The 26,343-nt window shown below is 65.2% G+C and carries 25 protein-coding genes and 1 pseudogene; 12 read left to right on the forward strand and 14 right to left on the reverse strand.

The genetic code is table 11. The annotated features are described in order from the left end of the window. Positions 1-112 precede the first annotated feature (112 nt). Positions 113-325 (forward strand): annotated as a pseudogene (locus AC3WMR_RS07335) (DUF1016 N-terminal domain-containing protein); the annotation flags it as partial. A gap of 176 nt (positions 326-501) precedes the next feature. Here the strand turns inward: AC3WMR_RS07335 and AC3WMR_RS07340 are convergent. Together AC3WMR_RS07340 and AC3WMR_RS07345 are read right to left on the reverse strand one after the other, a co-directional pair. After that, positions 502-1,467, reverse strand: coding sequence for a tripartite tricarboxylate transporter substrate binding protein (locus AC3WMR_RS07340; protein WP_492263388.1), 966 nt, complete (start codon positions 1,465-1,467; stop codon positions 502-504). Between the two features lie 13 nt (positions 1,468-1,480). Then, positions 1,481-2,383: a dihydrodipicolinate synthase family protein gene (locus AC3WMR_RS07345; RefSeq protein ID WP_492263389.1), complete on the reverse strand. Its 903-nt coding sequence runs from the start codon at positions 2,381-2,383 to the stop codon at positions 1,481-1,483. Between the two features lie 350 nt (positions 2,384-2,733). Between AC3WMR_RS07345 and AC3WMR_RS07350 the strand changes: the two genes are divergently transcribed. Beyond that, positions 2,734-3,384, forward strand: a complete 651-nt coding sequence (locus AC3WMR_RS07350; RefSeq protein WP_492263390.1) for a GntR family transcriptional regulator — start codon at positions 2,734-2,736, stop codon at positions 3,382-3,384. Between the two features lie 188 nt (positions 3,385-3,572). On the opposite strand, the gene AC3WMR_RS07355 is transcribed toward AC3WMR_RS07350, so the two are convergent. Both AC3WMR_RS07355 and AC3WMR_RS07360 read right to left on the reverse strand, forming a co-directional pair. After that, the gene (locus AC3WMR_RS07355) at positions 3,573-4,559 is read right to left on the reverse strand and encodes a Bug family tripartite tricarboxylate transporter substrate binding protein (RefSeq protein WP_492263391.1); all 987 of its coding nucleotides are present in this window, start codon (positions 4,557-4,559) and stop codon (positions 3,573-3,575) included. A gap of 83 nt (positions 4,560-4,642) precedes the next feature. Next, on the reverse strand, positions 4,643-5,767 hold the full coding sequence (locus AC3WMR_RS07360; protein WP_492263392.1) for a muconate/chloromuconate family cycloisomerase: 1,125 nt from the start codon (positions 5,765-5,767) through the stop codon (positions 4,643-4,645). Positions 5,768-5,874: 107 nt separating this feature from the next. Between AC3WMR_RS07360 and AC3WMR_RS07365 the strand changes: the two genes are divergently transcribed. From AC3WMR_RS07365 to AC3WMR_RS07380, 4 genes are all read left to right on the forward strand, one after another. Then, the gene (locus AC3WMR_RS07365) at positions 5,875-6,759 is read left to right on the forward strand and encodes a LysR family transcriptional regulator (protein WP_492263393.1); all 885 of its coding nucleotides are present in this window, start codon (positions 5,875-5,877) and stop codon (positions 6,757-6,759) included. A gap of 127 nt (positions 6,760-6,886) precedes the next feature. Then, positions 6,887-7,381 carry a hypothetical protein gene (locus tag AC3WMR_RS07370; RefSeq protein ID WP_492263394.1) on the forward strand — a complete coding sequence of 165 codons (495 nt, stop codon included), beginning with the start codon at positions 6,887-6,889 and terminating at the stop codon, positions 7,379-7,381. A gap of 59 nt (positions 7,382-7,440) precedes the next feature. Then, the gene (locus AC3WMR_RS07375; protein WP_492263395.1) at positions 7,441-7,878 is read left to right on the forward strand and encodes a hypothetical protein; all 438 of its coding nucleotides are present in this window, start codon (positions 7,441-7,443) and stop codon (positions 7,876-7,878) included. A 45-nt stretch (positions 7,879-7,923) separates the two neighbouring features. Beyond that, the gene (locus AC3WMR_RS07380; protein ID WP_492263396.1) at positions 7,924-8,970 is read left to right on the forward strand and encodes an ankyrin repeat domain-containing protein; all 1,047 of its coding nucleotides are present in this window, start codon (positions 7,924-7,926) and stop codon (positions 8,968-8,970) included. 100 nt (positions 8,971-9,070) lie between these two features. Here the strand turns inward: AC3WMR_RS07380 and AC3WMR_RS07385 are convergent, their stop codons facing one another. The 3 genes from AC3WMR_RS07385 to AC3WMR_RS07395 form a co-directional block, all read right to left on the reverse strand. After that, entirely contained in the window at positions 9,071-12,184 is a 3,114-nt protein-coding gene (locus tag AC3WMR_RS07385; RefSeq protein WP_492263397.1) for a CheR family methyltransferase, read from the reverse strand. A gap of 221 nt (positions 12,185-12,405) precedes the next feature. Further along, positions 12,406-13,080: a class I SAM-dependent methyltransferase gene (locus AC3WMR_RS07390; protein ID WP_492263398.1), complete on the reverse strand. Its 675-nt coding sequence runs from the start codon at positions 13,078-13,080 to the stop codon at positions 12,406-12,408. 180 nt (positions 13,081-13,260) lie between these two features. Beyond that, entirely contained in the window at positions 13,261-14,442 is a 1,182-nt protein-coding gene (locus tag AC3WMR_RS07395) for a hypothetical protein (protein ID WP_492263399.1), read from the reverse strand. On the opposite strand from AC3WMR_RS07395, the gene AC3WMR_RS07400 reads away from it, so the two are divergent. After that, a complete protein-coding gene (locus AC3WMR_RS07400; protein ID WP_492263400.1) occupies positions 14,441-14,611 on the forward strand; it encodes a hypothetical protein in 171 nt (56 codons plus the stop codon). The two genes, AC3WMR_RS07395 and AC3WMR_RS07400, sit on opposite strands and share 2 nt — an antisense overlap. Positions 14,612-14,675: 64 nt before the next feature. On the opposite strand, the gene AC3WMR_RS07405 is transcribed toward AC3WMR_RS07400, so the two are convergent. Next, on the reverse strand, positions 14,676-15,638 hold the full coding sequence (locus AC3WMR_RS07405) for an AraC family transcriptional regulator (RefSeq protein WP_492263401.1): 963 nt from the start codon (positions 15,636-15,638) through the stop codon (positions 14,676-14,678). 154 nt (positions 15,639-15,792) lie between these two features. Here AC3WMR_RS07405 and AC3WMR_RS07410 point away from each other — a divergent pair, with 154 nt between their 5' ends. Both AC3WMR_RS07410 and AC3WMR_RS07415 read left to right on the forward strand, forming a co-directional pair. Then, positions 15,793-17,172: an NAD-dependent succinate-semialdehyde dehydrogenase gene (locus AC3WMR_RS07410; protein WP_492263402.1), complete on the forward strand. Its 1,380-nt coding sequence runs from the start codon at positions 15,793-15,795 to the stop codon at positions 17,170-17,172. Between the two features lie 76 nt (positions 17,173-17,248). Beyond that, entirely contained in the window at positions 17,249-17,683 is a 435-nt protein-coding gene (locus AC3WMR_RS07415) for an SgcJ/EcaC family oxidoreductase (protein WP_492263403.1), read from the forward strand. Positions 17,684-17,710: 27 nt separating this feature from the next. Here AC3WMR_RS07415 and AC3WMR_RS07420 read toward each other — a convergent pair whose 3' ends face one another. The 3 genes from AC3WMR_RS07420 to AC3WMR_RS07430 form a co-directional block, all read right to left on the reverse strand. Further along, positions 17,711-18,787 (reverse strand): hypothetical protein, encoded by a 1,077-nt coding sequence (locus AC3WMR_RS07420; protein ID WP_492263404.1) that lies wholly within the window; start codon positions 18,785-18,787, stop codon positions 17,711-17,713. Between the two features lie 5 nt (positions 18,788-18,792). Further along, on the reverse strand, positions 18,793-19,227 hold the full coding sequence (locus AC3WMR_RS07425; RefSeq protein WP_492263405.1) for a RidA family protein: 435 nt from the start codon (positions 19,225-19,227) through the stop codon (positions 18,793-18,795). Positions 19,228-19,519: 292 nt separating this feature from the next. Next, positions 19,520-20,443 carry a LysR family transcriptional regulator gene (locus AC3WMR_RS07430; protein ID WP_492263406.1) on the reverse strand — a complete coding sequence of 308 codons (924 nt, stop codon included), beginning with the start codon at positions 20,441-20,443 and terminating at the stop codon, positions 19,520-19,522. A gap of 134 nt (positions 20,444-20,577) precedes the next feature. Between AC3WMR_RS07430 and AC3WMR_RS07435 the strand changes: the two genes are divergently transcribed. After that, complete coding sequence (locus AC3WMR_RS07435; protein WP_492263407.1) at positions 20,578-20,976, forward strand: RidA family protein; 399 nt, start codon at positions 20,578-20,580, stop codon at positions 20,974-20,976. 98 nt (positions 20,977-21,074) lie between these two features. Here the strand turns inward: AC3WMR_RS07435 and AC3WMR_RS07440 are convergent, their stop codons facing one another. Next, the gene (locus tag AC3WMR_RS07440) at positions 21,075-22,613 is read right to left on the reverse strand and encodes a hypothetical protein (RefSeq protein ID WP_492263408.1); all 1,539 of its coding nucleotides are present in this window, start codon (positions 22,611-22,613) and stop codon (positions 21,075-21,077) included. Positions 22,614-22,883: 270 nt separating this feature from the next. Then, on the reverse strand, positions 22,884-23,447 hold the full coding sequence (locus AC3WMR_RS07445; protein ID WP_492263409.1) for a hypothetical protein: 564 nt from the start codon (positions 23,445-23,447) through the stop codon (positions 22,884-22,886). Positions 23,448-23,762: 315 nt separating this feature from the next. On the opposite strand from AC3WMR_RS07445, the gene AC3WMR_RS07450 reads away from it, so the two are divergent. Beyond that, positions 23,763-24,599, forward strand: a complete 837-nt coding sequence (locus AC3WMR_RS07450; protein ID WP_492263410.1) for a DUF4189 domain-containing protein — start codon at positions 23,763-23,765, stop codon at positions 24,597-24,599. 62 nt (positions 24,600-24,661) lie between these two features. On the opposite strand, the gene AC3WMR_RS07455 is transcribed toward AC3WMR_RS07450, so the two are convergent. Continuing rightward, positions 24,662-25,588 carry a LysR family transcriptional regulator gene (locus AC3WMR_RS07455; protein ID WP_492263411.1) on the reverse strand — a complete coding sequence of 309 codons (927 nt, stop codon included), beginning with the start codon at positions 25,586-25,588 and terminating at the stop codon, positions 24,662-24,664. A 93-nt stretch (positions 25,589-25,681) separates the two neighbouring features. On the opposite strand from AC3WMR_RS07455, the gene pcp reads away from it, so the two are divergent. Continuing rightward, positions 25,682-26,329, forward strand: a complete 648-nt coding sequence (pcp, locus tag AC3WMR_RS07460) for a pyroglutamyl-peptidase I (protein ID WP_025138497.1) — start codon at positions 25,682-25,684, stop codon at positions 26,327-26,329. Positions 26,330-26,343 lie beyond the last annotated feature (14 nt).

The raw sequence follows: 26,343 nt of genomic DNA on the forward strand, positions 1-26,343 counted from the left end.
GCAGACCGATTCACCGATTTATCCGCTTGCCAAGATTTCCCAGACACCGTCTGGGAATTTGGGAAAGGATATCGCCGTCGGGAATTCCCAGACACCGTCCGGGATTTCTTGCTTGTCCGACCTGGCACAAGCTTTCGTGCTGCCGTGGTCGGCCTATGTGCGTCTTTTGTCAGTCCAGGATGTCCACGCGCGCCAATTCTACGAAGCAGAGGCCCTCCGCGGAGGCTGGAGCGTACGCCAGCTCGATCGGCAGATCGGCAGCCAGTTCTACGAGCGGACGGCGTTGTCGAAAGACAAATCCAGCATGCTCGCCAAGGGCGCCATGCGCTGGATGGCCTGCCGACCCAAGTCATGGCGGCCAACTACCGCACCGTGTTGCCAGATGCCGAATTGCTCCAGAAAGAATTGAATGCGGCGCGGCGTCTGCTTGAATCTTCTGGCTTGAATGCGTAAAGGAGTTTTCAGCCCCGGCCTTGAGCCGGGGCACTATCCGGCACGCCCTCAAGGCTTCAAATTCAACTTTGGCACCAACGCATTGAACGCCTGCTCCTGCCGGGCCACGTCCGCGGCAAACTGCGGTTGGTCGGCATACGATGGCGTCAGGTTCTGCTTGCGCATCAAGGCCTGGAGGTCCTGCGATTGCGCCACCTGGCGGGCGGCGGCGCGCCACTTTTCGGCCACGTCGGCAGGCGCGGCCTTCGGCAGGCCGATGCCGCGCCACACGCTGAACTGCAAATCGGCGCCGCGCTCCTTCATGGTCGGCACATCCGGCAGGGTGTCCAGCCGCTTGGGCGCCATGACCGCCAGCGTGCGCAGCTTGCCGGTGTCCACGTGCTGCTGCAATTCGGCGTAGGCCACCGTGGTGGCCTGCACGTCGCCCGACAGCAGGCCCATGATGGCCGGCGCCGAGCCCTGGTAGGGCACATGCACGAACTTCACGCCGGTCTGTTCGCCCAACGCGGCCGCGGCCATGTGCGGCACCGTGCCGATGCCGGCGTTGGATACCGCCACGCGCTCAGGGTTCTTCCTGGCGTATTCCAGGAATTCCTCCACCGTCTTCCAGGGCGCATCGGCGCGCACGGTCACTGACGACGGGTCGTCGGTGAAGCGGGCGATGGGCTGGAAATCCTTCACCGTGGTCTTGCCGATGCCCATCAGCGGCACCACCAGCATTTCGGGCGTCATCAACACCAGCTTGTAGCCGTCGGGCTGCGCATTGGCGACATACGCCCAGCCGATCGAGCCGCTGGCGCCAGGCTTGTTGATCACGACCGTGGGCTGCGCCAGCAAGGGCGGGCGCACGGCTTCGGCGATGGCGCGCGCCGTATTGTCGCTGCCGCCGCCGGGCTGGTAGGCCACCACCAGTTCTATCGAACGGGTCGGGTAGTCGGCGGCGGCCGCGGGCGCCAGGGCGGACAGGCAGGTCAGGGCGCTGAAGGCCAGCGCGGGCAGGCGTAAGGGTGTCATGGCGGTTCCAGTATCAGTAGCCCAGGGCAGCCAGGTCCGCCAGCGTCTGGCGGGTGATGGCGAGGGTGCGTTCGCGTTCGGCGCCGGCCAGGTCCAGGCGCGGCGGCTTGACGGTTTCGGCGCTGCCGGTGATCAGGTGCTCGGCCAGCTTGATGTGCTGCACCAGCTTGACCACCGTATCCAGGTGGAACAGCGGCGTCAGCGCGGCGTACAGCTTGCGGGCGCGCACGAAATCGCCTTCGGCCGCCAGTCGCAGCAGGTCCACCGACGCCTTGGGCACCGCGTTGGCCATGCCGGACACCCAGGCCGTGACGCCCAGCGCGGCGCTTTCCAGCACCAGGTCGTCGACCCCGCAGACCACCGCCAGGCGGTCGCCGAAGCGCGTGATCAGGTCAGTGACGCGGGTCGTGTCGTACGACTCTTCCTTGATGGCGACAATGGTGGGTTCCTGCAGCAGCTGGGCGACCACCTCCGGCGTCAGGTCCACGCCGTAGCCGCGCGGATTGTTGTACAGCAGGATCGGCAGCGGGCTGGCCTGCGCCACGCTGCGGTAGAACGCGATCGTCTCGCGGTCGTCCGACTTGTACGTCAGCCCGGGAAACACCATGAGGCCGTCCACGCCGATCCGGGCCGCTTCCTGGGCGAAGGCCGCCGCGCGGGCGGTGCCGGTTTCGGCCACGCCCGACACCACCGGCACGCGGCCACGCACCGTCTCGACCGCCGTGCGCAGCACCGCCAGCTTTTCATCGGCGGCCAGCTGGGCGTTTTCGCCCACCATGCCCATCATCACCACACCGCCCACGCCGTTGGCGATCAGCCGTTCCAGGCCCTGGCGGATGGCGTCCAGGTCCAACGAGAAATCGGGTTTCAGCTTGGTGGTGACGGCGGGGAATACGCCTTGCCATTGAATGCTCATGCTGCTGCTCCTGTTGCGAGGTCCGCCGGGCCGCTCCCGTCGGATCATTGTTATTGGATATTGGATCCAAAATAAAAAGCCTAGAAAAAACAGGCGCTTGGCCTGTGCTGCCCGACGGCCGGGGCTGTCGGTTTCAACTGGATCATGGATCCAATATACTTCGCATTAAACGGGCTGCCGGCACCCGCTGTCTCTCGGGGTTTTCCTGGGCATGGCGGCCGCGGCAGTTTTTTTGCCAGCCTCTCTTGCCGCGCGGCGCCTGCCGGGCGGCTTCATGCATCAGGTATCACGTGACCCGGAATTCCACCGCTGCTTCCCCTTCTTCCTCGTCCGGCCCAGCTGGCCGCCTCGTGCGCAAGACCGCTGTCGATCTGGTGGTCGACGAACTGCGCGACCGTATCCTGTCGGGGGCGATTCCGCCCGGCTCCGCGCTGCGCCAGGAATTGCTGGCCGATGAACTGGGGGTGAGCCGCCTGCCGGTGCGCGAAGCCATCCGCCAGCTCAGCGCCGAAGGGCTGGTCGACATGATCGCGCACCGCGGCGCCTATGTGTCGATGCTGTCGCGCGCTGAAGTGCAGGAATTCTTCGATGTCCGGCTACGGCTGGAACCGTGGCTGTTCCGCCTGGCCGTGCAGCAGCACGACGTCGGCGATCTGGACCGCGCCGCGCAGGTGGTGACGCAGATGGACAGCGCCGAACCCGAGCAGTGGGGCCGGTTGAACTGGCAATTGCATGAGCTTCTGTACCGCGCCGCGCAGCGGCCTGCCGCCCTGGCGATGGTGCGCGCGCTGCACGAAAAATCCGAGCGCTATTTCCGCTTCCAGATCGTCAACGCGCCCATCCGCCAGCAGGCCCACGACGAACATTCCGAACTCATCGCGCTCAGCCGCCAAGGCCAGGCCGACAAGGCCGAGGCCGCCTTGGAACACCACATCGCCCAGGCGGCCGACCAGATCCTGGTCATCGTCGATCATCTGCTGGATGCGACGGCGCCGGCCTAGCGGCCGGCACGGAATCGCCGCACGGAATCGTCACACGTCAACGCGGGCGCGGCGTCACGACAACCGGCGCGATGGCCAAATCCAATGCGACAGCGCCGGCCGGGACAAAGTCCGGCCGGCGCATCTGCGGCAGCCCGAAGGCCGCCGCTCAAGTCCACAAGCGGTTTAGGTTCAAGTCCGCAAGCGGCTCAATTGATCTTGATGTTGCGTTCCTTGACCAGCACCTTCCACTGCGCCGTCTCCTTGGCCAGGTGGTCGCGCAGTTCGTCGGGCGAACCGCCGATGGATTCCGCGCCGATCGAATCGAGCGTGGCCTTCACCTTGGGCTCGTTCAGCGCCTGGCGCATGGCGGCGTTCAGCTTGGCCACCACTTCCGGCGGCGTGCCGGCCGGCGCAAAGGCGGCGAACCAGGGCATCAGTTCGTAGCCGGGCAGGCCGCTTTCGGCCACCGTGGGCACGTTGGGCAGCGCCGCCGAACGCTTGCTGGTGGTCACCGCCAGCGCGCGCAGCTTGCCGGCTTCGATGTGCGGCTTGGCCGACGTGATGCTGTCGAACATGTAGTCGACCTGTCCGCCCAGCAGGTCCGCGATGGCCGGGCCGCTGCCCTTGTAGGGCACGTGCAGCATGTCGATCTTGGCCATCGACACGAACAGCTCGCCCGCCAGGTGAATCGACGTGCCCACGCCGGCCGACGCAAAGGTGTAGTGGTTGGGCTGCGCCTTCGCCTTGGCGATCACGTCGTCCACGCTCTTGACGTCATTGCGCGCGGGGTTGGTCACCAGCACGTTCGGCACCACCGCCAGCAGCGAGATCGGCGCGAAATCCTTGATCGGGTCGTAGTTCAGGTCGGCGTACAGCGCCGGGTTCACGGCCATGCCGTTGGCCACGATCAGGATCGTGTAGCCGTCCGGCTTGGACCGCGCCACGCTGGCCGCGCCGATGTTGCCGCCCGCGCCCGCGCGGTTTTCGACGATGAACGAAGTATTGAGCTGCTTGCCCATCGATTCGCCCAGCGTGCGGGCGATGCTGTCCATCGCGCCGCCCGGCGGGAACGGCACGATCCATTTGACCGGACGGTCCGGGTAGCCGTCTGCGCAGGCGCCGCTGGCGGCCCCCAGCAGGGCCAGGCCCATGCAGGCCCGGGCAAGGTGTTTGAAGGCGTGGCGAAATGGCATGCTGTCTCCGTGGTGCTTGAATTATTGTTGCCGGCGCATCGGCCGTGAGGCTGTGCGCGCGGGGGTGATCGGGCAGGGGGCGGTCAGTTGCCCCTGCGATAGAAAGTCAGTTTGTCTTCGTCCAGTTCCAGCCCCAGGCCGGGGCCGCTGGGAATCTCCATCTCGAAATCCGTGTAGCGCGGCGGGTTGGCGACGATGTCGTCCTTGAGCAGCAGCGGCCCGAACAGTTCGGTGCCCCACGACAGGCGCGGCAGGCAGGCAAAGCCGTGGGCCGAGGCGATCGACCCTACCGAGCCTTCCAGCATCGTGCCGCCATACAGCGACATGCCGGCCGCGTCGCCCACCGCGGCGGTGCGCAGCATTTCATGGATGCCGCCCGATTTGGCGATCTTCAGCGCCAGCACGTCGGCCGCGCCCAGTCGCGCGATGTCCAGCGCGTCTTCGGGGCCGTTGATGGCTTCGTCGGCCATGATCGGCACCACGAAGCGCGCGGCCAGCCGGGCCATGCCGGCCAGGTTGGCGCGCGGAATCGGCTGCTCGATCAGGTCCACGCCGGCCGCTTCCAGGCGCGCGATCGCGCCGGCGGCGTCGGCTTCGTTCCAGGCCTGGTTCACGTCCACGGTCACCCGGGCGCGGTCGCCCAGCGCCTGCTTGATGCGCGACACGTGCGCCACGTCGTCGGCCACCGCACGGCGTCCGACCTTCAGCTTGAACGTATTGTGGCGGCGGCTGGCGAGCAGCGATTCGGCTTCTTCGATGTCGCGTGCGGTATCGCCGCTGGCCAGCGTCCACAGTACCGGCAGGCGGGTGCGTACGGCGCCGCCCAGCAGCGTCGACACCGGCACGCCCAGGCGCTTGCCCTGGGCATCCAGCAGGGCGCTTTCCAGCGCCGACTTGGCAAAGCGGTTGCCGCGCGCCACGGTTTCCAGGCGCCGCATCGCGCCGTGGATGTTGGCCGCGTCCAGGCCTGCCAGGGCGGGTGCCAGGTAGGTATCGATCGCCAGCTTGATGCCTTCAGGGCTTTCTTCGCCGTACGACAGGCCGCCGATGGTCGTGGCTTCGCCGATGCCCTCGATGCCGTCGCTGCAGCGCAGCCGCACGATCACCAGCGTCTGGCGCTGCATCACCGCCATGGCCAGTTGGTGGGCGCGGATGGTCGGCAGGTCCACCAAGACCGCTTCGACCGAGACTATGCTTACCGGATTCATACTTTTTACAGCCAGTTTGAACAACAGGCCGCAGTATCGCTTGCGCGCTGAAGCAAAGTCCAAGACTATATCGGTCTCTATTGATACCTTTAAGGTCTGAATAAGCCATGCAACTCAGGCAACTTCGGTACTTCCAGGCGGTGGCAGAAGAGGGCAGCTTCACCCGCGCCGCCGACAGGCTGCACATGGCCCAGCCGCCGCTCAGCCGCCAGATCCGCCAGTTCGAGGAAGAACTGGGCGTGGCGCTGTTCGAACGCACCACCCGGGCGCTGCGCCTGACCGAGGCCGGCCGCTTCCTGCTCGAACAATCGCGCCTGTTGACCGCGCGGCTGGACGAAGTGCTCGAAGGCACCCGCCGGCTGGGTCAGACCCAGCGCCGCTGGTTCGGCATCGGCTTCGTGCCGTCCACCCTGTATGGCTTCGTGCCCGAACTGATTCGCCAACTGCGCAGCGCTGACCCGCTGGTGGAAGTCGGCCTGGCCGAGATGACCACGCTGCCGCAACTGGAAGCCCTGAAGGCCGGCCGCATCGACCTGGGCATCGGCCGCATCCTGCTGGACGACCCGGCGATTGAACGGCGCGTGCTGATGACCGAACCCTTGATGGCCGCCGTGCCGCTGCACCACGCGCTGGCCGGCAGCGCCAGCGTCTCGGTCGACCGCCTGGCCCAGGAACCCTTTGTGCTGTACCCGGCCCGCCCGCGGCCCAATTTTGCCGACCACGTGCTGGGCCTGTTCCGCGCCGCCGGCCATGCGCCGCAGGTGGTGCAAGAGGCCAACGAATTGCAGACCGCCATCGGCCTGGTGGCTGCCGGGCTGGGCGTGACCGTGGTGCCGGCGTCAGTCGAACGCCTGCAGCGGCGCGACGTGGCCCACGTGCGCATTGACGCCGACGCGTTTGTTTCGCCGGTCATCGCCAGCTACCGCAAGGACGACGGGTCGCCGTTCCTGGCACATGCCCTGGCCCTGGCCGAGGCCTTGGCCAAGGGGTAACAAACCGTTTTTTGACGATCCATCGCAAGCGGCGTTGGGGCACACTACGGCCGGGCTGAATGCCGGCAAGCCCATTTTCCGGCAAGTCTTCCGGCCTCCATCACCGAAATGCCCGAGAGAGGTAAAGATGATCGTCACTATCCAGAACAAACCCAAGTGGCTGTTTTCGCAATTGGGCCAATTGGTCATTGCCGTCGGCCTGTTGTCGCTGGTCTTCAACTATGCCTATCGCTACACGGTTGACCGCCACATCAATACCCCGACGTTCTACGTCGTCACCATCGTGCTGGGCCTGATTACCTTTCTGATCATCCGCAAAGACTATGTGTTCGTGAACCGCTACGCCTTCAGCGATGCGGAAATCTCGGTCAGCACCTTGCTGGGCGTGAAGAAAACCTATTCCACCGCGCAATACGAATTCGTGCCGTCGCTGCACAAGGCCATGAACCTGCCTGAAAAAAAGGCGTCCCTGTCGTTCTACGTGCGCGATGCTCAAACCCAACGCAACGTCCGCAACTATTCCTGGACGGGCTTTTCGCCCGACGACTTCCAGAAAGTCTCGCAGATGTACGGCTACCGCGGCGAAACCGATTTCAAGCAGAAGGATTTCGGCAAGCGCTAGGAACGGTCAGGCCATTTCTCACATCGGATCTTGGGATCCATCAATTTTCCTGGAACGCTATGACACTGAAGAAAAAAGGCGACTACTGGTACGGCACCTCGCCCGAAGACATCAAGACCGAGATCGCCAAGTTCAGCCACGATGAATATCCCGCCACCCGCTACGCGCAATCGGTCTGCGCTTGCGGCAACCGCACGTTCAACCTGGAATCCGACGAGGAAGCTGGCGTTGCCCAACGCACCTGCGCCGAGTGCGGGATCGTCCATTTCATGGGAGACAGCGCCGAATTCGCCGACGAGGCCGACCTGGGCGGCCATGTCTGCGTGTGCGACGAAGACACCTTCGAATTGATGTCCGGCGTGGCGCTCTATGCCGACAGCAACGACGTACGCTGGTACTACATCGGCTGCCGCTGCGTCGACTGCAACCTGGTGGGCGTGTTTGCAGAATGGAAGTGCGAAGCCGGCGACGCGGACGCGTTCCTGGCCAAGGTCTGACTCCCGGCTTCGATCAAGCCGTCCCGCTACCACGCCAACCACACCATGAAACTGAAGAAACTGCTGCCCAAGAACTTTGATGATTTGCTGGCTGAAGGCGATGTCGATGCCTTGAAGGCGGTATTCGCGACGTGCAGCGTGGATGCCCGTGGCGGGTATTCCAAGCAGACAGCCTTGGCGTTCAATGAATTTCCGGACGAACTCTGCCGCTGGCTGGTGGAGCAGGGTGCGGATGTTTCCGCGGCAGATAGCGACGGCGACACGCCCTTGCAGTCGCGCGCCGGGCATTGGCAGGGTCGGCTGGATATCCTGCTGGACCTGGGCGCCGACGTCCACAGCGGCGAAGGGGGGCGTGGCACGGCACTGCACAAAGCCTGCGGCGTCGGCCATGCGGACAACGTTCGCCTGCTATTGCAGCGTGGCGCCAACCCTGATGCATTGACGGCCGACGGCCTCACGCCCCTGGAATGGGCGCTGCAGCGCTGCAGCAATACCGGCATTGTCGGCATCGCCAACGTGGCGCCCGCCATGCTGGCTGCCGGCGCACGCCAGACGCCGCGCATGGAAGCATTCATCACGCGGATCGGCACCCAGTTCGAATTCCATCGCGCTAACTTCAATCGTGATTCTGTGGACGAGTACAGCGCCGCGCTCGATCGGCTGTACAGCCTGTTCGCCGTGGCCCCGGTCCCGCGGCGCGCCATGCATGACGGCCGTTCGCCCATCGCCGTCAAGGCGGGCGCCTGGCAAGACCAGCACGAAGCGCTATGGGACTTGCTGGTTCCTTCAAACGGACCCGCCGCCACCGTGCAGGGCGAAGTGATCCGTCTTTCAGGCCGCATCGCCAACGAACTCGACGGCAACGGCGGCGTTAACTGGGACGCGGACTTTCGTCGCATGGTCGATGCGCTGCTGGGGCATCTGGGTTCAGGCGCCTCGTTGCCCGCGGAACTGCTGGACGCGGCCGCGGTCACCGCCAAAGCCGTCAAGCAAAAAACGGGTGAGCCCGCGCGGTTGTGCGAAATGGCGGTGCAATGGGTGGCGCGCAATCCGAAACCCGTTGCCTTGCCTGCGGTGGATTACCGGCGGTAAGGCTATCGGGTGGTCCAGGCCATGTCGGCAGAAGGGGCCAGGATGCGATCTCGCCTGCGGGATCGTCGGATCTGACCTGGGCCGCTTCGTCAGCAACGGATCAGTCAGCTTCGCCCGCCGCCGCGCCGTCCTCGTTTTCCAGCGGCACATCGATACGGCAAACCATGCCGTCCTGCGTGAATTCCAGCGTCGTCCTGGCACGCAGTGTAAAAGCCAGTGCGTGCTCGATCAGTTCGCGGCCATAGCCGCGGTGGGTTGCGTCGGGCGGCGTGGGCAGGCCGGTTTCCGTCCAGTCGATGACCAGATGGTCTTTGCCGTCCTGGGGTTGCGCCCGCCAGGTGATGTCCAGCTGGCCGGCTGCATGGCTCAGGGCGCCGTATTTGACCGCGTTGGTGGCCAGCTCGTGTATGGCCAGCGCCAGGGTCTGGATGCGTTCAGGCATGACCTGTACCTGCGGCCCCGTCAGCGTGATCTGGCTGTCGTTGCCCACGGGCTCCAGTTCGCGGCGCAGCATGCCGCCGAATTCGATTTTTTCGTTGCCGCTTTCACCAAGCAGGCCTTGCACCCGATCCAGCGCGGTCAGGCGCGTGTCGAGCTGCTGGAAGGGTTCGCCTTCGCCCAGCGTGCGCCTGGCCACGTTCTTCACCAAGGCCAGCAGGTTGCGGGTGCGGTGCTGCAATTCCGAGATCAGGATGCGGTGACGCCGCTCGGCCCGGGTGATCTGGGTGACGTCGATGAACGTCACGACCACGCCGTCCACCTGGCTATCGCTGCCACGGTAAGGCACCAGCCGCAGCAGGTAGTGCTTGCCATCCAGGGTGCCGGCGATGCGGCGTTCGATGGGTTGGTAGCGGTTGTAGACCTGTTGGATGTCGTTGGCGAACGACGGCAGGTCAAAGCGGCTGGCCAAGTCGGTGATGGGGCGGCCGCAATCGCTGGGCAGGATGTTGAACACGTCGCTGACCGCGGGGGTGAAGCTGCGGATGATCAGGTCCTGGTCCAGGAAAAGCGTGGCGATGGCCGTGCTTTCGAACAGGTTGTGCAGGTCGCTGTTGCTGCGGTCCAGTTCGTCGACCTTGCCGTGCAGTTCGGCATTGACGGTGTGCAGTTCTTCATTGAGCGACACCAGTTCTTCTTTCGAGGCTTCGAGTTCCTCGTTGGTGGATTGCAGCTCTTCGTTGACGGACAGCAGTTCTTCGTTCGATGACTTCAGTTCTTCAAGGGCCGTCTCGTATTCCTCGATCATGGATTGCAGGCGTTCACGGGTGTCGCGCAGCTCGGTTTCCATGTGGTGGGCCGCGTCGTGGCGCGGGGCCTGGCCCTGGGCCTCGTCGCGGGGCAGGACGGGGCCCTGGTCGTCGAACAGGATGAGGTAGAGCGGTTCGCCTTCGTGGCGGGCCGCCAGCGGTTCGACGGTCAGCGATACCCGTTGCACGCGGCCTTCGTCGTCTTCCACGGCGACATCCTTGCGTACGGCGGCCTGGCCGGTTTCGACGGCTTCGTGCAGCAGGGTGCGCAAGTCCAGCCGCAGGCCCTTGCGGGCCAATGTCAGGACCTGGCGGGTCGGCACGCCGGCCGCCGCTTCCAGGTACTTGCCCGTGCGGTTCGAGTAATAGACGACGTCGCCGTCGCGATTGACCAGCACGTGCGCCGGCGCATGTTGCGATAGCACCTGGGCATCGATCGCCTGGCGCAGTGCGGCGGTGCCGGTGGGGGCGCGTGCAACGCCGCTGCGAGGCTGGTCCCGCGTTTGCAGGGACGCCAGCGGCAGCGCAGGCCGAGGTGGCGCGGCGACATCGGTGCGTCGCTGGAAAATGCGGTGCTTTTTCTCGATGGGGCTGAACAGCTCGCCGAACTGGCTGACGTTTTCGGACATGCCCAGGAACAGATAGCCGCCGGGACGCAAGGAATAATGGAATGTCGGAATGACCTGCTTCTGGACTTCACCACCCAGATAGATCAGCAGATTGCGACAGGAAATCAGGTCGATGCGGGAAAAGGGCGGGTCACGCAGCACGCTGTGTGGCGAGAAGATGCAGAGTTCGCGCACCTGTTTATTGACCACGTAGCCGTCGCCGTCGGCAAAGAAATGGCGTTCACGCCGCTCTTGCGACATGCCTTCGAGCAATTGGCCGGGGTAGCGCGCCGCCCGGGCCACTGCCAGCGCCCGGTCGTCGATGTCGGTGGCAAACAGTTGGACCTGGGGCGCAGACGGCGTGCCGTCCATGTGCTCGCGCAGCAGGATGGCCAGGGAATAGACCTCTTCGCCCGTCGCGCAGCCCGGCACCCAGATGCGTACGGATTCGGCCGCGCTACGGCCTTCCAGCAGCTTGGGAATGACAAGGCGCTGCAACGAATCGAACGCGTCCGCGTCGCGAAAGAAGTTGGTCACGCTGATCAACAGGTCGCGAAACAAGGCGCCCGCTTCCTGCGGGGCTTGCTTCAAGAGTTCGATATAGGTATCGATGTTGTCGACCTGATTCACTTGCATGCGGCGCTGCACCCTTCGCATGAAGGTCTTGTTCTTGTAGCCGCTGAAATCGTGGCCGATGCGGCTGCGCAGCAAATTGCTGATTTCGAGGCCGGCGGCGTCCAGGCGTACCGGGCCGCTGGTCTGCGGTTCGGGCGGGGGGGTGTGCCGGGCGAATTGCACCAACCGGGGGCCCATCTGGTCGGCCGGAAGGACGAAATCGACCAGGCCGCTGGCGATGGCGCTGTCGGGCATTTCGGGGTTGTGCGGGCCGTATTCATTGGAAGCCTGCGCCAACGTCAAACCGCCGTGTTCCTTGATGGCCTTGATACCCAGGGTGCCGTCGGAATTGCTGCCGGAAAGGATCACGCCTGCCGCAAAATCGCCGCAATCACGCGCCAGGGCCGAAAAGAACAGGTCTATGGGGCGGCGGCCGGGCAGATCGGCGGGCCGCTTGAGCACCCGCAGACGGCCGTGGCTGATGGACATGAGTGCGTCCTGGGGCAGCACGTAGACGCAGTTGACCTCGATCTGCAGATTGTCCACGGCAGGCAGCACCGGCAGCGCGGTGAATCGCGCCAGGACTTCGGGCAGATGGCTTTCTCGGGACGGGCTCAGGTGGGTGATCACCACGAGCGCCAGGCCGGGAGACGGCGGCAGCCCGCGGAAAAACCCCTCAAGCGCCTCGATGCCGCCGGCAGAGGCCCCCACCCCGACAATGGGGCACTGCGCCGGGAGCGTCATGGCGTGGTGCACCGGGCCGATCGGGAAAACAGCAGAGTTGGCAGCATGGGATCGCAACGCCGCAGGCTATCGTTGCCGGTCAAGAGCATCGACATCGCCTGGGCCGATATAAGCCATGGCCTGTCGACAGGATTATGGGAAGGTTATCTGCGGACATTACCACGGACTTATCGCGTTTGTAATAAAGGTGCGAGTATTTTCGGACGGCTTGGCTATACCCCTTATATGCCGGCCTTGCGGCAAACCCAGCCTTTGAACGTAAACGCCGCGTAGAACAGTTCAATATCGGTAAATCCCGCGGCATGCAGCACGGCTTCGTCGGTAGCGGGGGCCAGCACCGGCAGTTTCTCTTTCATCGTCCTGATACTGTTCTGCGCCTGCTCGGCCGGCACGCCGGCCGCCACCACGAAGGCTGCGTTGCGGGCCAGCCAGGCGTCCTGCCGGTCCAGTGGAAAGCTGTGATGGGCCACGATGAAGGGGGCGCCGGGCTTGAGCCGCCGGGCCACTTCCCGCACGGTTCTCAGCCGCTCTTCATGCGGCAGGAAATGCAGCGTCAAAAGGCAGGTGGCGCCGTCGAACGGCCCGTCGGGCGCATCGTCGATATAGCCTAGGTGCAGGGTGGCGCGCGGCGCCTGGGCGCCCAGCGTGTCCGTCGCCTGGCGCAGCATCTCGGCCGATGGGTCCACGCCGTCCAGTTGCCAGCCCGGCCGTGTGTCGGCGAGGGCTTTCAATTCCAGCCCCCCGCCGGCGCCCAGTACCAGGATACGACCGTCGCCCGCCACCTGTTCCGCCATCAGCAGGCCTACCATGCGGTGCAAGTCGCGCAGGCCGGGCACGTGGCGGGCGACGCGTTCTGCGTAGTCTTCCGAGGCGCCAGGCGAATTGGAAAAGGACATGGGGACTCCGGGGGTAGGGCGCGTGAGCCATGACGGCAGGCGCATATCATATAACATATGATGTTGCGTGATAAGCGGCACGTCAAGTGACGGGATGGCCTGCCGGCAGGGCGCTCTGGCCGTCGACAATGAAAAATGACCGCAGCGAATCACGCTGCGGTCACTGCACGACGTACCGGATCAGGCCGCGATGGACAGCGGGCGCGCCGACCCCGGAAAATCCGGTAGCGCAATATCGCTGTGGCCGGGCCGCACCCACCGGACCCGTTCGCGGGTGGCATCGATGCAGCCGCCCTGGTCGTAGACGCCCTGCGGATCGCGGATGCGCATCATGCGTTCCAGAATCGCGGCGGTGGCCTTGGGATCGGCCAAGGTGTCGTGCACGCGAGCCTTGACGACGTCTTCGTCCATATAGCGCTTGCCGTCCGCGTCGGTGCGCAGGCCGTCGCGCCAATGGAAGATCTCGACGCACTTGGACGTCAGCGTATAGGGCACGCCGCGTTCCCAGAAATTGTTGAACTGGCCGCCGCCCAGGTAGAACACCCAGGACCCTTCGTAGCCCTCGACGTCCGACGATTCGGCGTCGGGATTGCGGAACCACAGGCGGTCGCCCGGCACGTAGAAGCGTTGCGGCAGCGGTTCTGCCAGCGAGCCGTATTCGTGCAGGAAGGTCTCGTGGAAACTGCCGGACATGACGGCGCGCGTTTCCCATTGGCGTTGCAGGCGCCGCGCCAGGTCGGGGTTGGCGCTGTGCAGTTCCTGCGCAATGCCCAGCACGGTGACGTATTCCGTCGCCCGGTAGCACGAGAACGAATACAGTTGGCCCGAGGCCTCGGGCTGCGTCGCCTTGCGCAGGCCGTCGATCAGCGAGCGCCCCGGCAGCACCGTGAAACCGCGTGCGTCGTCATAGGTGAAGTAGTCGTCGGGCCGCTCGGCGTGTTCGGTGTCGAAGGCCAGCGCCGTCTTGCTCGCGGCCTGCACGATATAGCGGCGGATGCGCACCGCGGATTCAAGCTCGGCCACGCTGGGGAAGGCGAAGGCGACCGGGCTGGCCAGCATGGTCAGCACGATCTCGCGATCCAGATCCGCCGTGCTGGCATCGGTGCGCAGGCTGAGCGCGCGGGCAACGCCGGTGGTGTCGTGGTCGGGCAGGTAGATGGCGGCGAAGCCCGCGTTCAATGCGGCATGCACGCCGGGCACGTGGCCGGTCAACAGGTCGCAGTGGGCGGCGGCGCGCAAGCCCAGCTCGGAAAGCAACTGCTCTGCCGCGTCCAGCGCAGCGGCGGCCTGGCGTGAATCGGAGACTTCGATGCGAATCCCGCCTGGGTGAGGCTGATTCGGCGACTGCGGGGAAGACGGCATGAAATACGAATCGAAAAGCGGCAGGAATCAGTATGGATCAGTGCAGGCCGGGCAGAGTTCCCATCAAGCTGCAAGCTGGCGTGAACAACTATTTCAGCACGGCAGCCAGGGCGATTTTCCTGCGCAAATCAACGACCTGGACGCTTCCGATTGTAGTGACGTGGCCTGAACGCCAGCTTGCAGTGATTTATCGCCAGCGCGATAAAACTGTCGGCAAATTGTCATGTTCGTCATTAGTGCGATGACACATACGCCGAGGCCGCAAATGCCGGCGGCACGGCGAATTCGGCGCGCATGCGCTTGACCTCTTCCACGGGGCTGCGCCCGAACAGGCGCTTGAATTCGCGGCTGAACTGCGACGGGCTGTCGTAGCCGACATCGGCGCTGGCGGCGGCCGCGGTGATGGCGTTGCGCACCATCAGCAACCGTGCCTGATGCAGCCGGGTGGACTTCAGGTACTGCATCGGCGACGTGCCGGTGACAGCCTTGAAGTGCACATGGAAGGCGGGCACGCTCATGCCCGCCTCGCGGGCCAGTTGGTCCACGCCCAGCGCTTCCTTGAACGAGGCGTGGATGCGGCGCAGCGCCCGCACCACCTTGCCGAACTGCCCCTGCATCGTCAGCGCCGCGCGCATCGACGGCCCCTGGTCGCCCGTGAGAATGTGGAAATAGATCTCGCGCACCAGCGACGGACCCAGGATCTGCGCCTGCATCGGCGAGCCCATGGCCTCCAGGAAGCGCAGCACCGAGGCGCTGAGCGGCGCGTCCATGGGGCTGGACAGCATGCCTTTCGGTTCAGCCGCCTGGAAGCCGCCGGCCTGGTCGATCTGCAGCATCAGGTCGGCGGCCAGCTTGAAATCCAGGTGCATGTAGATGGCCAGCAGTGGTTCCTCTTGGCTGGCGTCGGTTTCCATCGTGAAGGGCACCGGCACGGACACCACCAGGCATTGCCGTTCGTCGTAGACATAGGTCTGTCCGCCGAAGTAGCCGCGCTTGCGGCCCTGGCACACGATGACGATGCCGGGGTCGTACAGCACCGGCACCGAGGTCAAGGGGCGGTTCGAGCGCAGGAAGCGTACGTCCGGCAGCACGGTCAGGTTGTAGCCCTCTTGTGGCGCCAGGACTTGCAGCAGGGTGGCCATGCGCTGGCGTTGCGCAGGCAGGGCTGCGGAATCCGGAGTGAGGTGGTCGGGCATCGGGGGCGCACCGCGCGTGGGCTGGGGTGTCAGGTAAAAATATTCAACACAATAGTTTTAGGCAATAAAACGAGACTACAGGCCATCGATCATTGATGTTGGCAATCCTATCATTTCATCCATGCTTTTTCACCCCGATAGGACTGCAAACCTCATGATCAACGTATTGAATCCCGCCGATGGTTCCCTGGTGGGCACCGCACCCGACCTGAGCACGGCCGAGGTCAAGGCCGCCATCGACCGTACCTGCGCCGCATTTCCCGCCTGGTCGCGCAAGCTGGCCCGTGAACGCGGCGACCTGCTGCGCCGCTGGTTTGAACTGATCCGCGCCGACAGGGCGGCGTTCGCCGACATTCTGGTCAAGGAAAACGGCAAATGCCGGGTCGAGGCCCTGGGCGAAATCGACTACGGCCTGGGCTTCATCGAGTGGTATGCCGAAGAAGCCAAGCGGGTGTATGGCGACACCATCCCGTCCCATGCCGACCATGCGCAGGTGCTGGTCGTGAAGGAAGCGGCGGGGCCCACGGCCGCCATCACGCCGTGGAATTTCCCTTTCATGATGATCGCGCGCAAGATCGCGACGGCCCTGGCCGCCGGCTGCACCATGATCATCAAGCCGTCCGAACTGACCCCGCTGACGGCCTACAAGATGCTGGAATACGCCCGCCGCGCCGGCATTCCCGAGGGCGTGTTCGAGATGGTGACCGGCAACCCCAAGGAAATCGGCGAGCAGTTCACGGGCGACCCGCGCATCCGCAAGCTCTCGTTCACCGGGTCAACCGCCGTGGGCAAGCTGCTGGCCGCGGCCTGCGCCCGTGACCTGAAGAAAATGACGCTGGAACTGGGCGGCAATGCGCCCTTCATCGTGTTCGATGACGCCAGCCTGGAAGACGCTGCCACTGCCTTGGTGGCAGCCAAGCTGCGCAACTCGGGCCAGGTCTGCATCTCGCCCAACCGCATCTACGTGCAGGACGCCATCCACGACCGTTTCGTGGCCGCGGTGGCCGAAAAAGTCGCGCGCATCCGGGTCGACCAGGGCTTGCAGGAAGACTTCGTGGTGGGGCCGATGATCAACCAGGCTGGCATCGACAAGGTCGCCGCGCTGGTCGACGACGCCAGGACCGCCGGGGCGCAGGTGGTGCTGGGCGGCGAACCGCACGCCAAGGGTGGCTTGTTCTATTCGCCCACGGTGCTGGCCGGCCTGGACGACAGCATGCGCATCGCACACACCGAAATCTTCGGGCCGGTGTTCCCGATCTACCGCTTTCACACCGAAGACGAGGTCGTGCAGCGCGCCAATGCGTCGGAATACGGCCTGGTGGCCTATGCCTACACCCGCGACCTGGCCAGGGCCTTTCGGCTGTCACGCAACATCGAGTCGGGCATGGTGGTGCTCAATTCCGGTTCGGTGGGAACGGCGTCGGTGCCGTTTGGCGGGGTCAAGCATTCCGGCTACGGGCGCGAGGGCAGCTATTACGGGATCGAGGAATACGTCGAGGTGAAATACGTGTTGATGGCGGGGTTGGACAAGTAGAGGGCGGAGGCATGGCGCGGGTTTGCCGGCAGATCGCCATCTGCGATAAAAGGGTTGCATCTGCCGGAGCAAGCCCATGACCCCGTTGAAGCAACCCGAAGACATCCCCCACGCCTTCCAGGCCGCCTGGAATCGCCACGACATGCAGGCGTTCGGCGCGCTGTTCCAGGCCGATGCGACCTTTGTGAACCGGTTTGGCCACTACGTGCGCGGCGTCGATGAGATCATCGAGCTGCATGGGCCCATCCACGCCACGATCTATCGCGATTCCACGCTGGAGAACGAACTGATCGACGTGGTTCCCATCGGCCAGGACGCGGTGGTCATGCATTTCTGGAGCCGCCTGACCGCCGGCGCAGCGCATCCTGCCGGCGCGCACTCGGTCGACACGCTGATTCTGGCCGTACTGACGCGGCAGGGCAGCGAGTGGCGCATCAAGGCCCTGGAAAATGTCACGCTGACGAATCCGCGTACGGGTGACGCCGTGCTGCGGGACGACGGGCGCCTGTAAACGGCGCCCGCGTTCAGGCGCGCAGTGTCACTGCGCCCGCAGCAGATTCGGTGACCCGCCCGCCACCGGCCTGGCATGCACGGTCGGCGCGCGGTAGACCAGGTCGCGCAGGGCCGCATGCGTCTGGGGCAAGTTGAAGGTGTCGGCCCCCGGCGCCTGGCGAAAATCTTCCAGGCTGGCGGGCAGGCGTTGCACGGTGATCGACTGCACCGCGCAGCGCACGAAATCCAGCGATGTCTCGCACAGGTTCTTGGCCAGCACGGGCTGGTCGTCCAGCAGCACGAAGCCATCGGTCAGCACGGCTTCGCCCTTGTGCAGGGTGATGTCGGCGATGGGCGAAAAACTGAGCAGCACGTCGATCCCGGGCACCTGGACGGCCTCGGCCTGGCGTTGTTGCAGCGCGATGCGCGCGCTTGCGTCCCAGCGGAACACGCGGGCCAGTTCGTCGCAGCCGCCGCCCAGGCGCAGCACCAGGCTGCAGCCATTGCCCAGGCCGTCGTCCCCTTGTTCGGCCGAGTTGGACCAGGGGGCGGTCTTCTTGAAGTCCCGGTCGGTGGTCGGAGTGAGTTCGGCAATGCCGACCTTGGCCAGCATGTCGGCCGACGGAATGCTTCTGACGGCCTTGGGTGGGGTGGCGTCCATCTGGTGGTAGGCAATGCGATTCAAGCGGTATTCGCCCGGCCAGACCGGAATCACCTGGTACGTCAGCTTGCCGCGCGGGGTCTGGAACAGCGGCCCCAGGTCGGGAATGTCGGCCTTGTGCTCGGCATGGCCGACCGAGATCGCGTAGCCGTCGTCGGCCTTGTGATTCCAATGCATCATGGTGCTGCTTTGTTGCATGAACCGCATCCGCGTGGCCGGGTCGTGGAAATCGCGCTTGCCCTGGGCATCCAGGTTCAGGGTGGGAATCACCAGCAGCGCCATGCCGTCCTGCCGCGCCTTGCCCAGCAGGGCGTCGATGCCGGCGCGGCGCTGGTCCATCTGCTCGTTCCAGGACGCGTCCGAGGCCACCGGTTCCGGTTGACCCGTCGGATGTGCCGATGCCGCTGCGTGGGCGAACAATGCAAGCAAGCAGGCGCGGGCAAGCAGGGAAGTCAATGGCATGGAATTCAGTCCTTTTTGTGGGGGGCGGCAGGTCGGGTGGCGGCAACCGCCTTGATTTCAATCACCAGTTCGGGCCGGGCCAGGGCCGCAACGCCCAGGATCGTCCAGGCCGGAAAATCCGAACGGATGTACTTTTCCTTCACGGCGCGAAAGTCGGCCAGCTGCGCGCCTACGTCCACGTGATAGGTCACCAGCTCGACGAGATCGGTGAAGTCCAGGCTCAGGTGCGCAAGAACGGCCTGAATGCGCTGGAACGCCAGGTCAGCCTGGTCCGCGGCCGATTCGGGAATCGTGCCGTCGGCCCGCAGGCCGATCTGCCCCGCAATGAACACCATGCCGTTGGCCGTGACGGCAGGCGAATACTGGAACAGGTCGAAAATGCGGTTGCCGCCGAAGGTGGGGTCATCGTCGGGCAGGCGCAGGCGGTCGATGGGGTTCATGGGAGGCCTTGGTGCAGGAACAGGGGCATTCGTCCGGCGGTTGGAATGCTTGCCGCCGATGGGTATTTTTTTCGCATTTTGCGGGTGAATGCTAACCAAATTCAGACGCGGCTATCGGAGGATTGATAAACACAACGTTTGTCGATGTTTCAAATTTCGCCAGCGCGTTTGCCCCGTTCGAATTGCACGCCCATGTCGACGAAGACGATCGGGACCCCGCAGCGGAACGGGTCATCGAGCCGGCGGGGGCGGGCGACATCATGCCCGCCATCGATGCAGTACCGTGGTTCGGCTAGGCGCCGGGCCGCATCAGTGGCGCGTGTTCCGCCATCAATTCCGCCACCCACTCGATGAATACCCGCAGCTTGGCGCTGACATGCCGGTTGGGCGGATAGGCGATGTACAGGGGCATGGGGTCCAGCCGCCAGTCTTCGAACACGGGCACCAATTCGCCTCGGGCCGAGTGTTCCAGGGCCATGTAGTCGGGCAGCCACAGGATGCCCATGCCCGCCAGGCCGGCTGCCAGGTAGGCATTGCCGTCATCCATGGCCACGATGTAGCGGCCCTGGGCATGCACGCTTTCGTCGCCGCGGCGCATGGCGTAGGGCAGGGGTTTGCCGGTGCGTGACCACAGAAAGCCGACGATGCGGTGATGGGAATCTTCCAGGTCGGCCGGATGCACCGGCTTGCCGGCGTGTTGCAGGTAGCTGGGCGCGGCGTACACGCGTAGCTGCAGATCGCCGACGCGGCGGGCGATCAGCGATTGGTCGGTGAGCTCGCCGCCGCGCACGACGCAATCGACGTTCTCGCCGATGATGTCCACCATTCGATCGCTGACACCCATGTCCAGCTGGATGTCCGGGTAGCGCGCATGGAAGGCGGGCAGGGCGGGCGCCAGAATCATGCGGGCAAGCGGGCTGGGCACGTCGACCCGCAGCCGGCCGCGCGGCACGGCGGCGGCGCTGGACAGGCTGGTTTCGGCGTCGTCCATGTCGGCCAGGAGGCGCAGCACGCGTTCGTAGTACACCGCGCCGTCCGCCGTGACATTGACCTTGCGGGTGGTGCGGTTCAACAGCCGCACGCGCAAGCGCGCTTCCAGTTGCTGCACCAGCTGCGTGACGCTGGTCTTGCTCATGTGCAGGGTGTCGGCCGCCTTGGTGAAGCTGCCGGTTTCCACGACGCGGGCGAATGCCTGCATGGCATCGAAACGGTCCATTGCCACTCCGGGGTCTGGGGGATTGTTTGCATTTTACAAACAGTGATGGGCAGGGTTGCGCGTTTATCGCACGGCCAGGGGTCCGTAAAGTGCCTGCATGATCAATGCGGGCACACGCCCCGGGGAGCAATTGAATGGCAACACGTGATGTGGTTTTTCCGGCTGGGCGCCAGGCGCTGTATGAACGCAACCGGTATTCGCCGGCCATCCGGTCCAACGGATTTCTGTTCGTGTCGGGCCAGGTGGGCAGCCGCGAAGACGGTTCGCCCGAGCCGGACCTGGAGGCCCAGGTGCGCCGGGCGTTCGACAACCTGAACGCCATCTTGAAGGCCGCGGGCGCCACGTTCGAAGACGTGGTCGACGTGACCGTGTTCATGGTGGACCCGGCATCCAAATTCGAAACCATCTGGCAAGTCGTGCCGGACTACTGGGGCCAGGCGCCGCACCCGACGTTGACGGCGGTGGGCGTGACGTGGCTGTACGGCTTTGACTTCGAGCTCAAGGTGATCGCGAAGCTGCCCGAAGGCGCGTAGCAGGCCAGTCAGACACGGCCGAGATCGGGTCAAGATCCGGCCAAAAAACAGGGCGCCCCAATCGGGGCGCCCTGTCTGTGCCGGAAGGCGGCAGCCGTTCAACCGCGGGCGCGGGCCACGGCTTGCGCCAGGTCTTCCTGCTTGCGGATCAAGGCGGCCTCGATCTGGTCGCGCGGCGTGTTGGTGTCTTTGAGCGGCGCGTCCAGGTCCGCGGCGCGCAGCAGTTCCATCAGGTCGCGCGTGCGGGTCTCGGTGGACGGAATGGCACTCTGGTCAACCAGCTTGCCCTTGATGAACTTGGACACCGTGGTCGACAGGGTGCTGGTCTCGGTGAACGAGGCCAGGGCCAGTTTACCGGCGTCGTAGCCGATCTGGGTTTTGTTCTCGTAGTTGTCGCGGATCTGGTAGTAGGCGTAGTTCTGCGATTCCGGGTCCGAGGTCAGGTTCAGCGTCTGGTCGGGCGTCAGCGCGCGGTGGAAACTGGCGTTCAACGACGACTGCTGTTGCTGCGTGACGGCCAGGTCGAACTGCGCACGGCCGCTGCTGCTGGTGGTTTGCGAGGTCTGGTACGAGAAGCTGTCCAGTTCGCGTGGCTGGGCAGGATTGGACGCGACGGAGGCCTGGCTGATCGACGCCGAGAAGTCGGCCAGGCCGGACAGCATCGTGCGATGCACCTCGGCGGGCACGCCCAGGCGGCTGGTGGTGGCGCCCTGGGGAGACCACGCGCCGTAGCTGTGATGCAGGTCCGAGAAACCGGCCTTGAAATACGACATCAGGGCGGCGTCGCCTTCGCCGCGCTTCTGGGCGCTGTCGAATTTGGTCAGGTAGCTGTCGATCGCGGCCGATTGCTGCTTGGCGCTGCCGAACTGGCTGGGTTGGCTGGCGTCCACATTGATCTGGGCCGAGCCGGCCAGGGTCTTGATGGTCAGCGAGCGCTGGCCGGCGTCTGCCTTGAAATTGAAGCTGACGCGGTCGGGGCCTTCGGCGCCGACCGTGGCTTCCAGCGTGACCGACGACAAGACATTGGAATTGATCTTGGACAGCGCGCCCAGGGCCAGCTTGGGCGGCACCGACGCCAGGCCGTCAACGGCGTCCTGGAACGACTTGGACAGGCCGGCGATGGCGTTGCGTTCTTCTTCGGTGAGCGTGGCGTCGCCTACGTCGATCTGCACCGACAGGCCCTTGTCGGTGCTGTCGAGCGTGATGTTGACCTTGGCGCCGCTGGCGGTGGTGATGCGCAGCGCGACAGTGTTGTCCGCCTGGGCTTTCGCTTCGGGGCCTTCCAGCCCGTCCACGGCCGCGGCGCGCGGCGAGGCGACCGTTTGCGCATAGTTGCCGCCGTCCGTCTGGAAGCGCGACAGCAGCGCGGCGGCCAGGCCCTTGAACTGGCCGGTCAGCGACGACGAGCGCACGTTGTCGGACATCAGCGGCGACAGCGTGTCGGGCGCCTGCACCGGGTTGGCGGAAATCGTGTTCGGCGAATAGGTCAGGGGGGCAGTTGATTGCTGGCCCAGCGTGACCGAGGTGGACGCCGGCGGCTCGGCGCTGCGGTTGACGTTGGTAACGCGGGAGGCCCCGCTCGCGGGCGCCGTGGGCGCGATGACGAGCGGTGGCAGTGAAGCGGAGATCATAGTCATGTCTGCGTTATTCCTGGCGGGCAACAACTGCCCACTGATGACTGGCCGGGGATATTCAGAATGACTAACGGCAGGCGCCGCGGAAAATTAATGGGTCGGGGGATTGATTGTGGGGTTTTTCATTGATGGCGTGGCGGCAGGTCATTGGCTACGAAATAATGTCGACAAATGGTTGTCGGGGGCCGCTATTTGCTGTCTTGAAGCTGAATGCTTCGGACGATCAAAATAAAGCCCGCACGCCCGCGGTTAATGCGCGGCATTATGCCGCGCCTATTTCACGACATAATTGCGCGCTTCGTTTTCACCGGCCCATTTACGCAGCGCCGCGATGAATTCCGGGCAGACATTGCCATCGACGGTGGAACCGACAATGACGCTGTCTTTCATGCGCATCAGCACCTTGCATTCATAGACGCGCGAGCGGTTCTGCATGTAGCCGGTGCTGCTTTGCTGGAAAACCGGCGTGGCGGCCGTGGTGTTGCTGGCGGGAATCATGCCCACCACCTGCTGGCTGGTGCCGGTGACCACCCATTCCTGGTAGGGCGCCGTCTGGTAGTCCGACCATTCCAATTCCATCGTATTGCCGACGGCGCGCTTCCTGGACGGCTCACCCAGGGCGGCGATGGCGTCGTTGATCGAACGGCCTTCCATGTTGCGAGCCACGTTGACGCTGGGCGAGAACGACAGGCCTTCGCTGAAGACCTTGCCCAGCGACGGCAGGGCTGAACTGCCCCCGGTGGGCATCGGGGCGCAGCCGGCCAGGCTGGCGGCGGCGATCAGGCCTGCGGCAAGCCGGAACGGCCGGCGGGGAAAGGCATTCAAGGGCGACGTCATGGTGTGCGGGCGATGCTCCGTTGCGGTCGGACGGGCGCGGCGGTTGGCCGGAGCCAGGGCGCGCAACGTGTTTGTTTCTCTTCGTGACAAGCGGGGGCGCGGCCGTCAGCACGGTAAAGCCGGGAGGATGGCCGCAGGCTGACTGCCTGCTTAAGAAAAGTCCGCCATTTTTACCGGAAATCGGGGTCAGCTTCTTTCAGATTGCTGTGAAATTTGTTACTCAATATGCCTGGGCGCGGATTCCCAGGGGGACGGAAGGCGTAACCCGCTTGCTAAGATCGTGGCCGCCAAATCCACTCGATCCGGATAACGACGATGATGCTTGCCCGATTTGTTCCGATGATTCGCTCGGCCATTGCCGCGTTTGCGTTGATGGCGGGGGTATTTGCCCCGGCCGCGCATGCAGACACGCTGTATGGCGGCATCGCCACGGACGGCAAGCACGCCAAGATCTATTGGGCGCTGCCCGAAGACACGGGCAAGGAAGCGGAAGCGGCCGGGGTGGCCGAATGCCGGCGCGCCGGCGGCAAAGACTGCAAGTCGCTGAGCTGGTTCTCGGACAGCTGCATGGTGTATGCGCGCAACCTCACGTCCAACGACCTGTTTCCCGGCAACAGCGTGTCGCCCGAATTGGCGGCCAAGAAGGCGATGCGTCGCTGCACGGCCGGCAGCCCGGATGGCAAGTGCCGCCTGGCCACGATGCCGCTGTGCGTGGGCCCGGGCTACAGCGCACAAGACCTGCAAGCCCCCAAGACCGCCACGCCCGCCCAGCTGGAAGCGCTGTCGGCCAAGCTGAACGACCGCGAGTATTGGGGCGCCATTGCCGAAACGAACACGGGCGGCCTGTCGTATGCCGATGGCTATCCCAACGAAAAGGACGCCATCAACAAGTTGCTGGAGTGGGAAGACTGCGAGGGCTGCACCAAGGTGCTGACCTACACGGATAGCTGCGTGGGCCTGGCCTGGGCCAAGGGCAGCAAGGGCCGCGGCACCGGCTTCACGGCGTTGAACCCCGATCCCAAGGCGGCGCGCGATGCGGCCCGGGACGTCTGCAGCAGCAAGACCGGCGCGCCGAACTGCGTGGCAATGGTGCGTTGCTCGGGGCGGGCATACATCGACGGGTATGCGGGCTTCGAGGAAAAGCCCAATTGAGGCGCTGACCTCGCAAGCGTAGCCGGACCGACAAGCCGGATCCAGGAAACTGGGTCCGGCTTTTATTCATTCAGCCGTGCGGCCGCCTGCCGAACCACCCCCTGCAACCACCCCAGCGCCGCATCCCCCGGCGCGCGCCGGCTGCATACCATGTCGATGTTGAACGGGCCCGGGTCCACCTCGGGCGGCAAGGGCCGCAGGGTCAGGCCGTCGCCCGCCAGCCGCTGCGCGGCGCGCCGCGCCAGGGTGGCGATCAGGTCCGTGCCCTGCACGGCGCGGGGCAGGGCGACGATGTGGGCAAAGGTGCAGGCCACCCGGCGGCGGTGGCCCAGCCGCGCCAGGCCGGCGTCGACCACGCCGCGGGCCGAGCCGTCGTCGCTGGGCGTGAAGAGCGCATGGGGCAGGGCCAGGTAACGCGCCAGGTCCAGCTTGCGGCTGCGCAAGGTGGGGTGGCGCTTGTCGGCGATGCAGACGAAATCTTCCGTGTAGAGCGTTTCCTGCAGCATGCGCTTGGGCGGCGCCAGATGGCCGCCGATGGCGAGATCCACCGTGCCGTTGTCCAGCTGTTCGTAGAGGGCGGCGCGGTCCAGCCGCGCCACGCGCAGATCGATGCCCGGCGCTTCATGCCGCAGGGCGGCGACGATGTGGGGCACGATGACGACGTCGGCGTAGTCGCTGGCGGCCAGGGTGAAGCGCCGCCCGGATGCCGTGCGCGGCTCGAAACCCGCGCCCTGCGTCAGGGCGGCGCGAATGTGCTCCAGCGCGGCCGTCACCGCCGGCATCAGCGCCGTGGCCTTGGGCGTGGGCTGCATGCCGTCGGCGGTGCGCAGGAACAGTTCGTCCTGGAACAGCAGGCGCAGGCGCCCCAGCGCGCTGCTGACCGACGGCTGCGCACGGTTGATGCGCTGGCCGGCCAGGGTGACGTTACGGGTGTCGTAGAGGGCTTCGAAGGCGACCAGCAGGTTCAGGTCGACGGCGGATAGATTCATACAATCAATAGTACGAATATCAATTATCGATTTCAACAATTCCATGCCGCGCGCCTACGATGGCTGTCAGAACTCAGACGCAAGGATGCGGCAATGCCCACTGTATTGATTACCGGAATCGAACCCTTTGATGGCGAAACGCTGAACCCCTCGTGGGAGGCCGTGCGGCGGCTGGATGGCGCGCAGGTGGCCGGCGCTACGCTGGTTGCGCGGCAGTTGCCGTGCGTGATCGGCAAGGTCGTGGGCGTGCTGCGCCAGGCCATTGCCGAGACCCGGCCGGACGTGGTCATCTGCCTGGGCCAGGCCGGTGGCCGCAGCGATGTGTCGATCGAACGCGTGGCGATCAACGTGGTGGACGCGCGCATTCCCGACAACGAAGGGCGTCAGCCGATCGACGAGCCGGTGGTCGAAGGCGGCCCGGCGGCGTATTTCTCGACCCTGCCCATCAAGGCTATCGTGCGCGACCTGCGGGCCGCGGGCGTGCCGGCGTCGGTGTCGTCGACGGCAGGCACCTATAACTGCAACACGATTTTCTACGGCCTGGCGCACTACATCGCCACCGAGCAACCGGCGCTGCGCGGCGGCTTCGTGCACGTGCCTTACTTGCCGGAAATGGCGGCGCACCATCCCGGCCAGCCCAGCCTGGCGCTGGACACGCTGATCGAAGCGGTCAAGATCATGGCGGCGACGACGCTGGCGGTAACGGCCGACATCAAGGCCGGCGGCGGCGCGCTGCATTGAGCGGGGTGACAGAG

The organism is Achromobacter sp. FW305-C-28 (assembly GCF_058783235.1).

What these genes read in the sequence shown, in the direction of transcription:
- pcp (WP_025138497.1), top strand. Translation starts at nt 25,682, where the DNA reads ATGCCCACTGTATTGATTACCGGAATCGAACCCTTTGATGGCGAAACG.
- AC3WMR_RS07420 (WP_492263404.1), bottom strand. Translation starts at nt 18,787, where the DNA reads ATGCCATTGACTTCCCTGCTTGCCCGCGCCTGCTTGCTTGCATTGTTC.
- AC3WMR_RS07405 (WP_492263401.1), bottom strand. Translation starts at nt 15,638, where the DNA reads ATGCCCGACCACCTCACTCCGGATTCCGCAGCCCTGCCTGCGCAACGC.
- AC3WMR_RS07430 (WP_492263406.1), bottom strand. Translation starts at nt 20,443, where the DNA reads ATGGACCGTTTCGATGCCATGCAGGCATTCGCCCGCGTCGTGGAAACC.
- AC3WMR_RS07445 (WP_492263409.1), bottom strand. Translation starts at nt 23,447, where the DNA reads ATGACGTCGCCCTTGAATGCCTTTCCCCGCCGGCCGTTCCGGCTTGCC.
- AC3WMR_RS07375 (WP_492263395.1), top strand. Translation starts at nt 7,441, where the DNA reads ATGACACTGAAGAAAAAAGGCGACTACTGGTACGGCACCTCGCCCGAA.
- AC3WMR_RS07410 (WP_492263402.1), top strand. Translation starts at nt 15,793, where the DNA reads ATGATCAACGTATTGAATCCCGCCGATGGTTCCCTGGTGGGCACCGCA.
- AC3WMR_RS07435 (WP_492263407.1), top strand. Translation starts at nt 20,578, where the DNA reads ATGGCAACACGTGATGTGGTTTTTCCGGCTGGGCGCCAGGCGCTGTAT.
- AC3WMR_RS07425 (WP_492263405.1), bottom strand. Translation starts at nt 19,227, where the DNA reads ATGAACCCCATCGACCGCCTGCGCCTGCCCGACGATGACCCCACCTTC.
- AC3WMR_RS07395 (WP_492263399.1), bottom strand. Translation starts at nt 14,442, where the DNA reads ATGCCGTCTTCCCCGCAGTCGCCGAATCAGCCTCACCCAGGCGGGATT.
- AC3WMR_RS07360 (WP_492263392.1), bottom strand. Translation starts at nt 5,767, where the DNA reads ATGAATCCGGTAAGCATAGTCTCGGTCGAAGCGGTCTTGGTGGACCTG.
- AC3WMR_RS07340 (WP_492263388.1), bottom strand. Translation starts at nt 1,467, where the DNA reads ATGACACCCTTACGCCTGCCCGCGCTGGCCTTCAGCGCCCTGACCTGC.
- AC3WMR_RS07440 (WP_492263408.1), bottom strand. Translation starts at nt 22,613, where the DNA reads ATGACTATGATCTCCGCTTCACTGCCACCGCTCGTCATCGCGCCCACG.
- AC3WMR_RS07390 (WP_492263398.1), bottom strand. Translation starts at nt 13,080, where the DNA reads ATGTCCTTTTCCAATTCGCCTGGCGCCTCGGAAGACTACGCAGAACGC.
- AC3WMR_RS07385 (WP_492263397.1), bottom strand. Translation starts at nt 12,184, where the DNA reads ATGACGCTCCCGGCGCAGTGCCCCATTGTCGGGGTGGGGGCCTCTGCC.
- AC3WMR_RS07400 (WP_492263400.1), top strand. Translation starts at nt 14,441, where the DNA reads ATGAAATACGAATCGAAAAGCGGCAGGAATCAGTATGGATCAGTGCAG.
- AC3WMR_RS07345 (WP_492263389.1), bottom strand. Translation starts at nt 2,383, where the DNA reads ATGAGCATTCAATGGCAAGGCGTATTCCCCGCCGTCACCACCAAGCTG.
- AC3WMR_RS07455 (WP_492263411.1), bottom strand. Translation starts at nt 25,588, where the DNA reads ATGAATCTATCCGCCGTCGACCTGAACCTGCTGGTCGCCTTCGAAGCC.
- AC3WMR_RS07370 (WP_492263394.1), top strand. Translation starts at nt 6,887, where the DNA reads ATGATCGTCACTATCCAGAACAAACCCAAGTGGCTGTTTTCGCAATTG.
- AC3WMR_RS07450 (WP_492263410.1), top strand. Translation starts at nt 23,763, where the DNA reads ATGATGCTTGCCCGATTTGTTCCGATGATTCGCTCGGCCATTGCCGCG.
- AC3WMR_RS07415 (WP_492263403.1), top strand. Translation starts at nt 17,249, where the DNA reads ATGACCCCGTTGAAGCAACCCGAAGACATCCCCCACGCCTTCCAGGCC.
- AC3WMR_RS07365 (WP_492263393.1), top strand. Translation starts at nt 5,875, where the DNA reads ATGCAACTCAGGCAACTTCGGTACTTCCAGGCGGTGGCAGAAGAGGGC.
- AC3WMR_RS07355 (WP_492263391.1), bottom strand. Translation starts at nt 4,559, where the DNA reads ATGCCATTTCGCCACGCCTTCAAACACCTTGCCCGGGCCTGCATGGGC.
- AC3WMR_RS07380 (WP_492263396.1), top strand. Translation starts at nt 7,924, where the DNA reads ATGAAACTGAAGAAACTGCTGCCCAAGAACTTTGATGATTTGCTGGCT.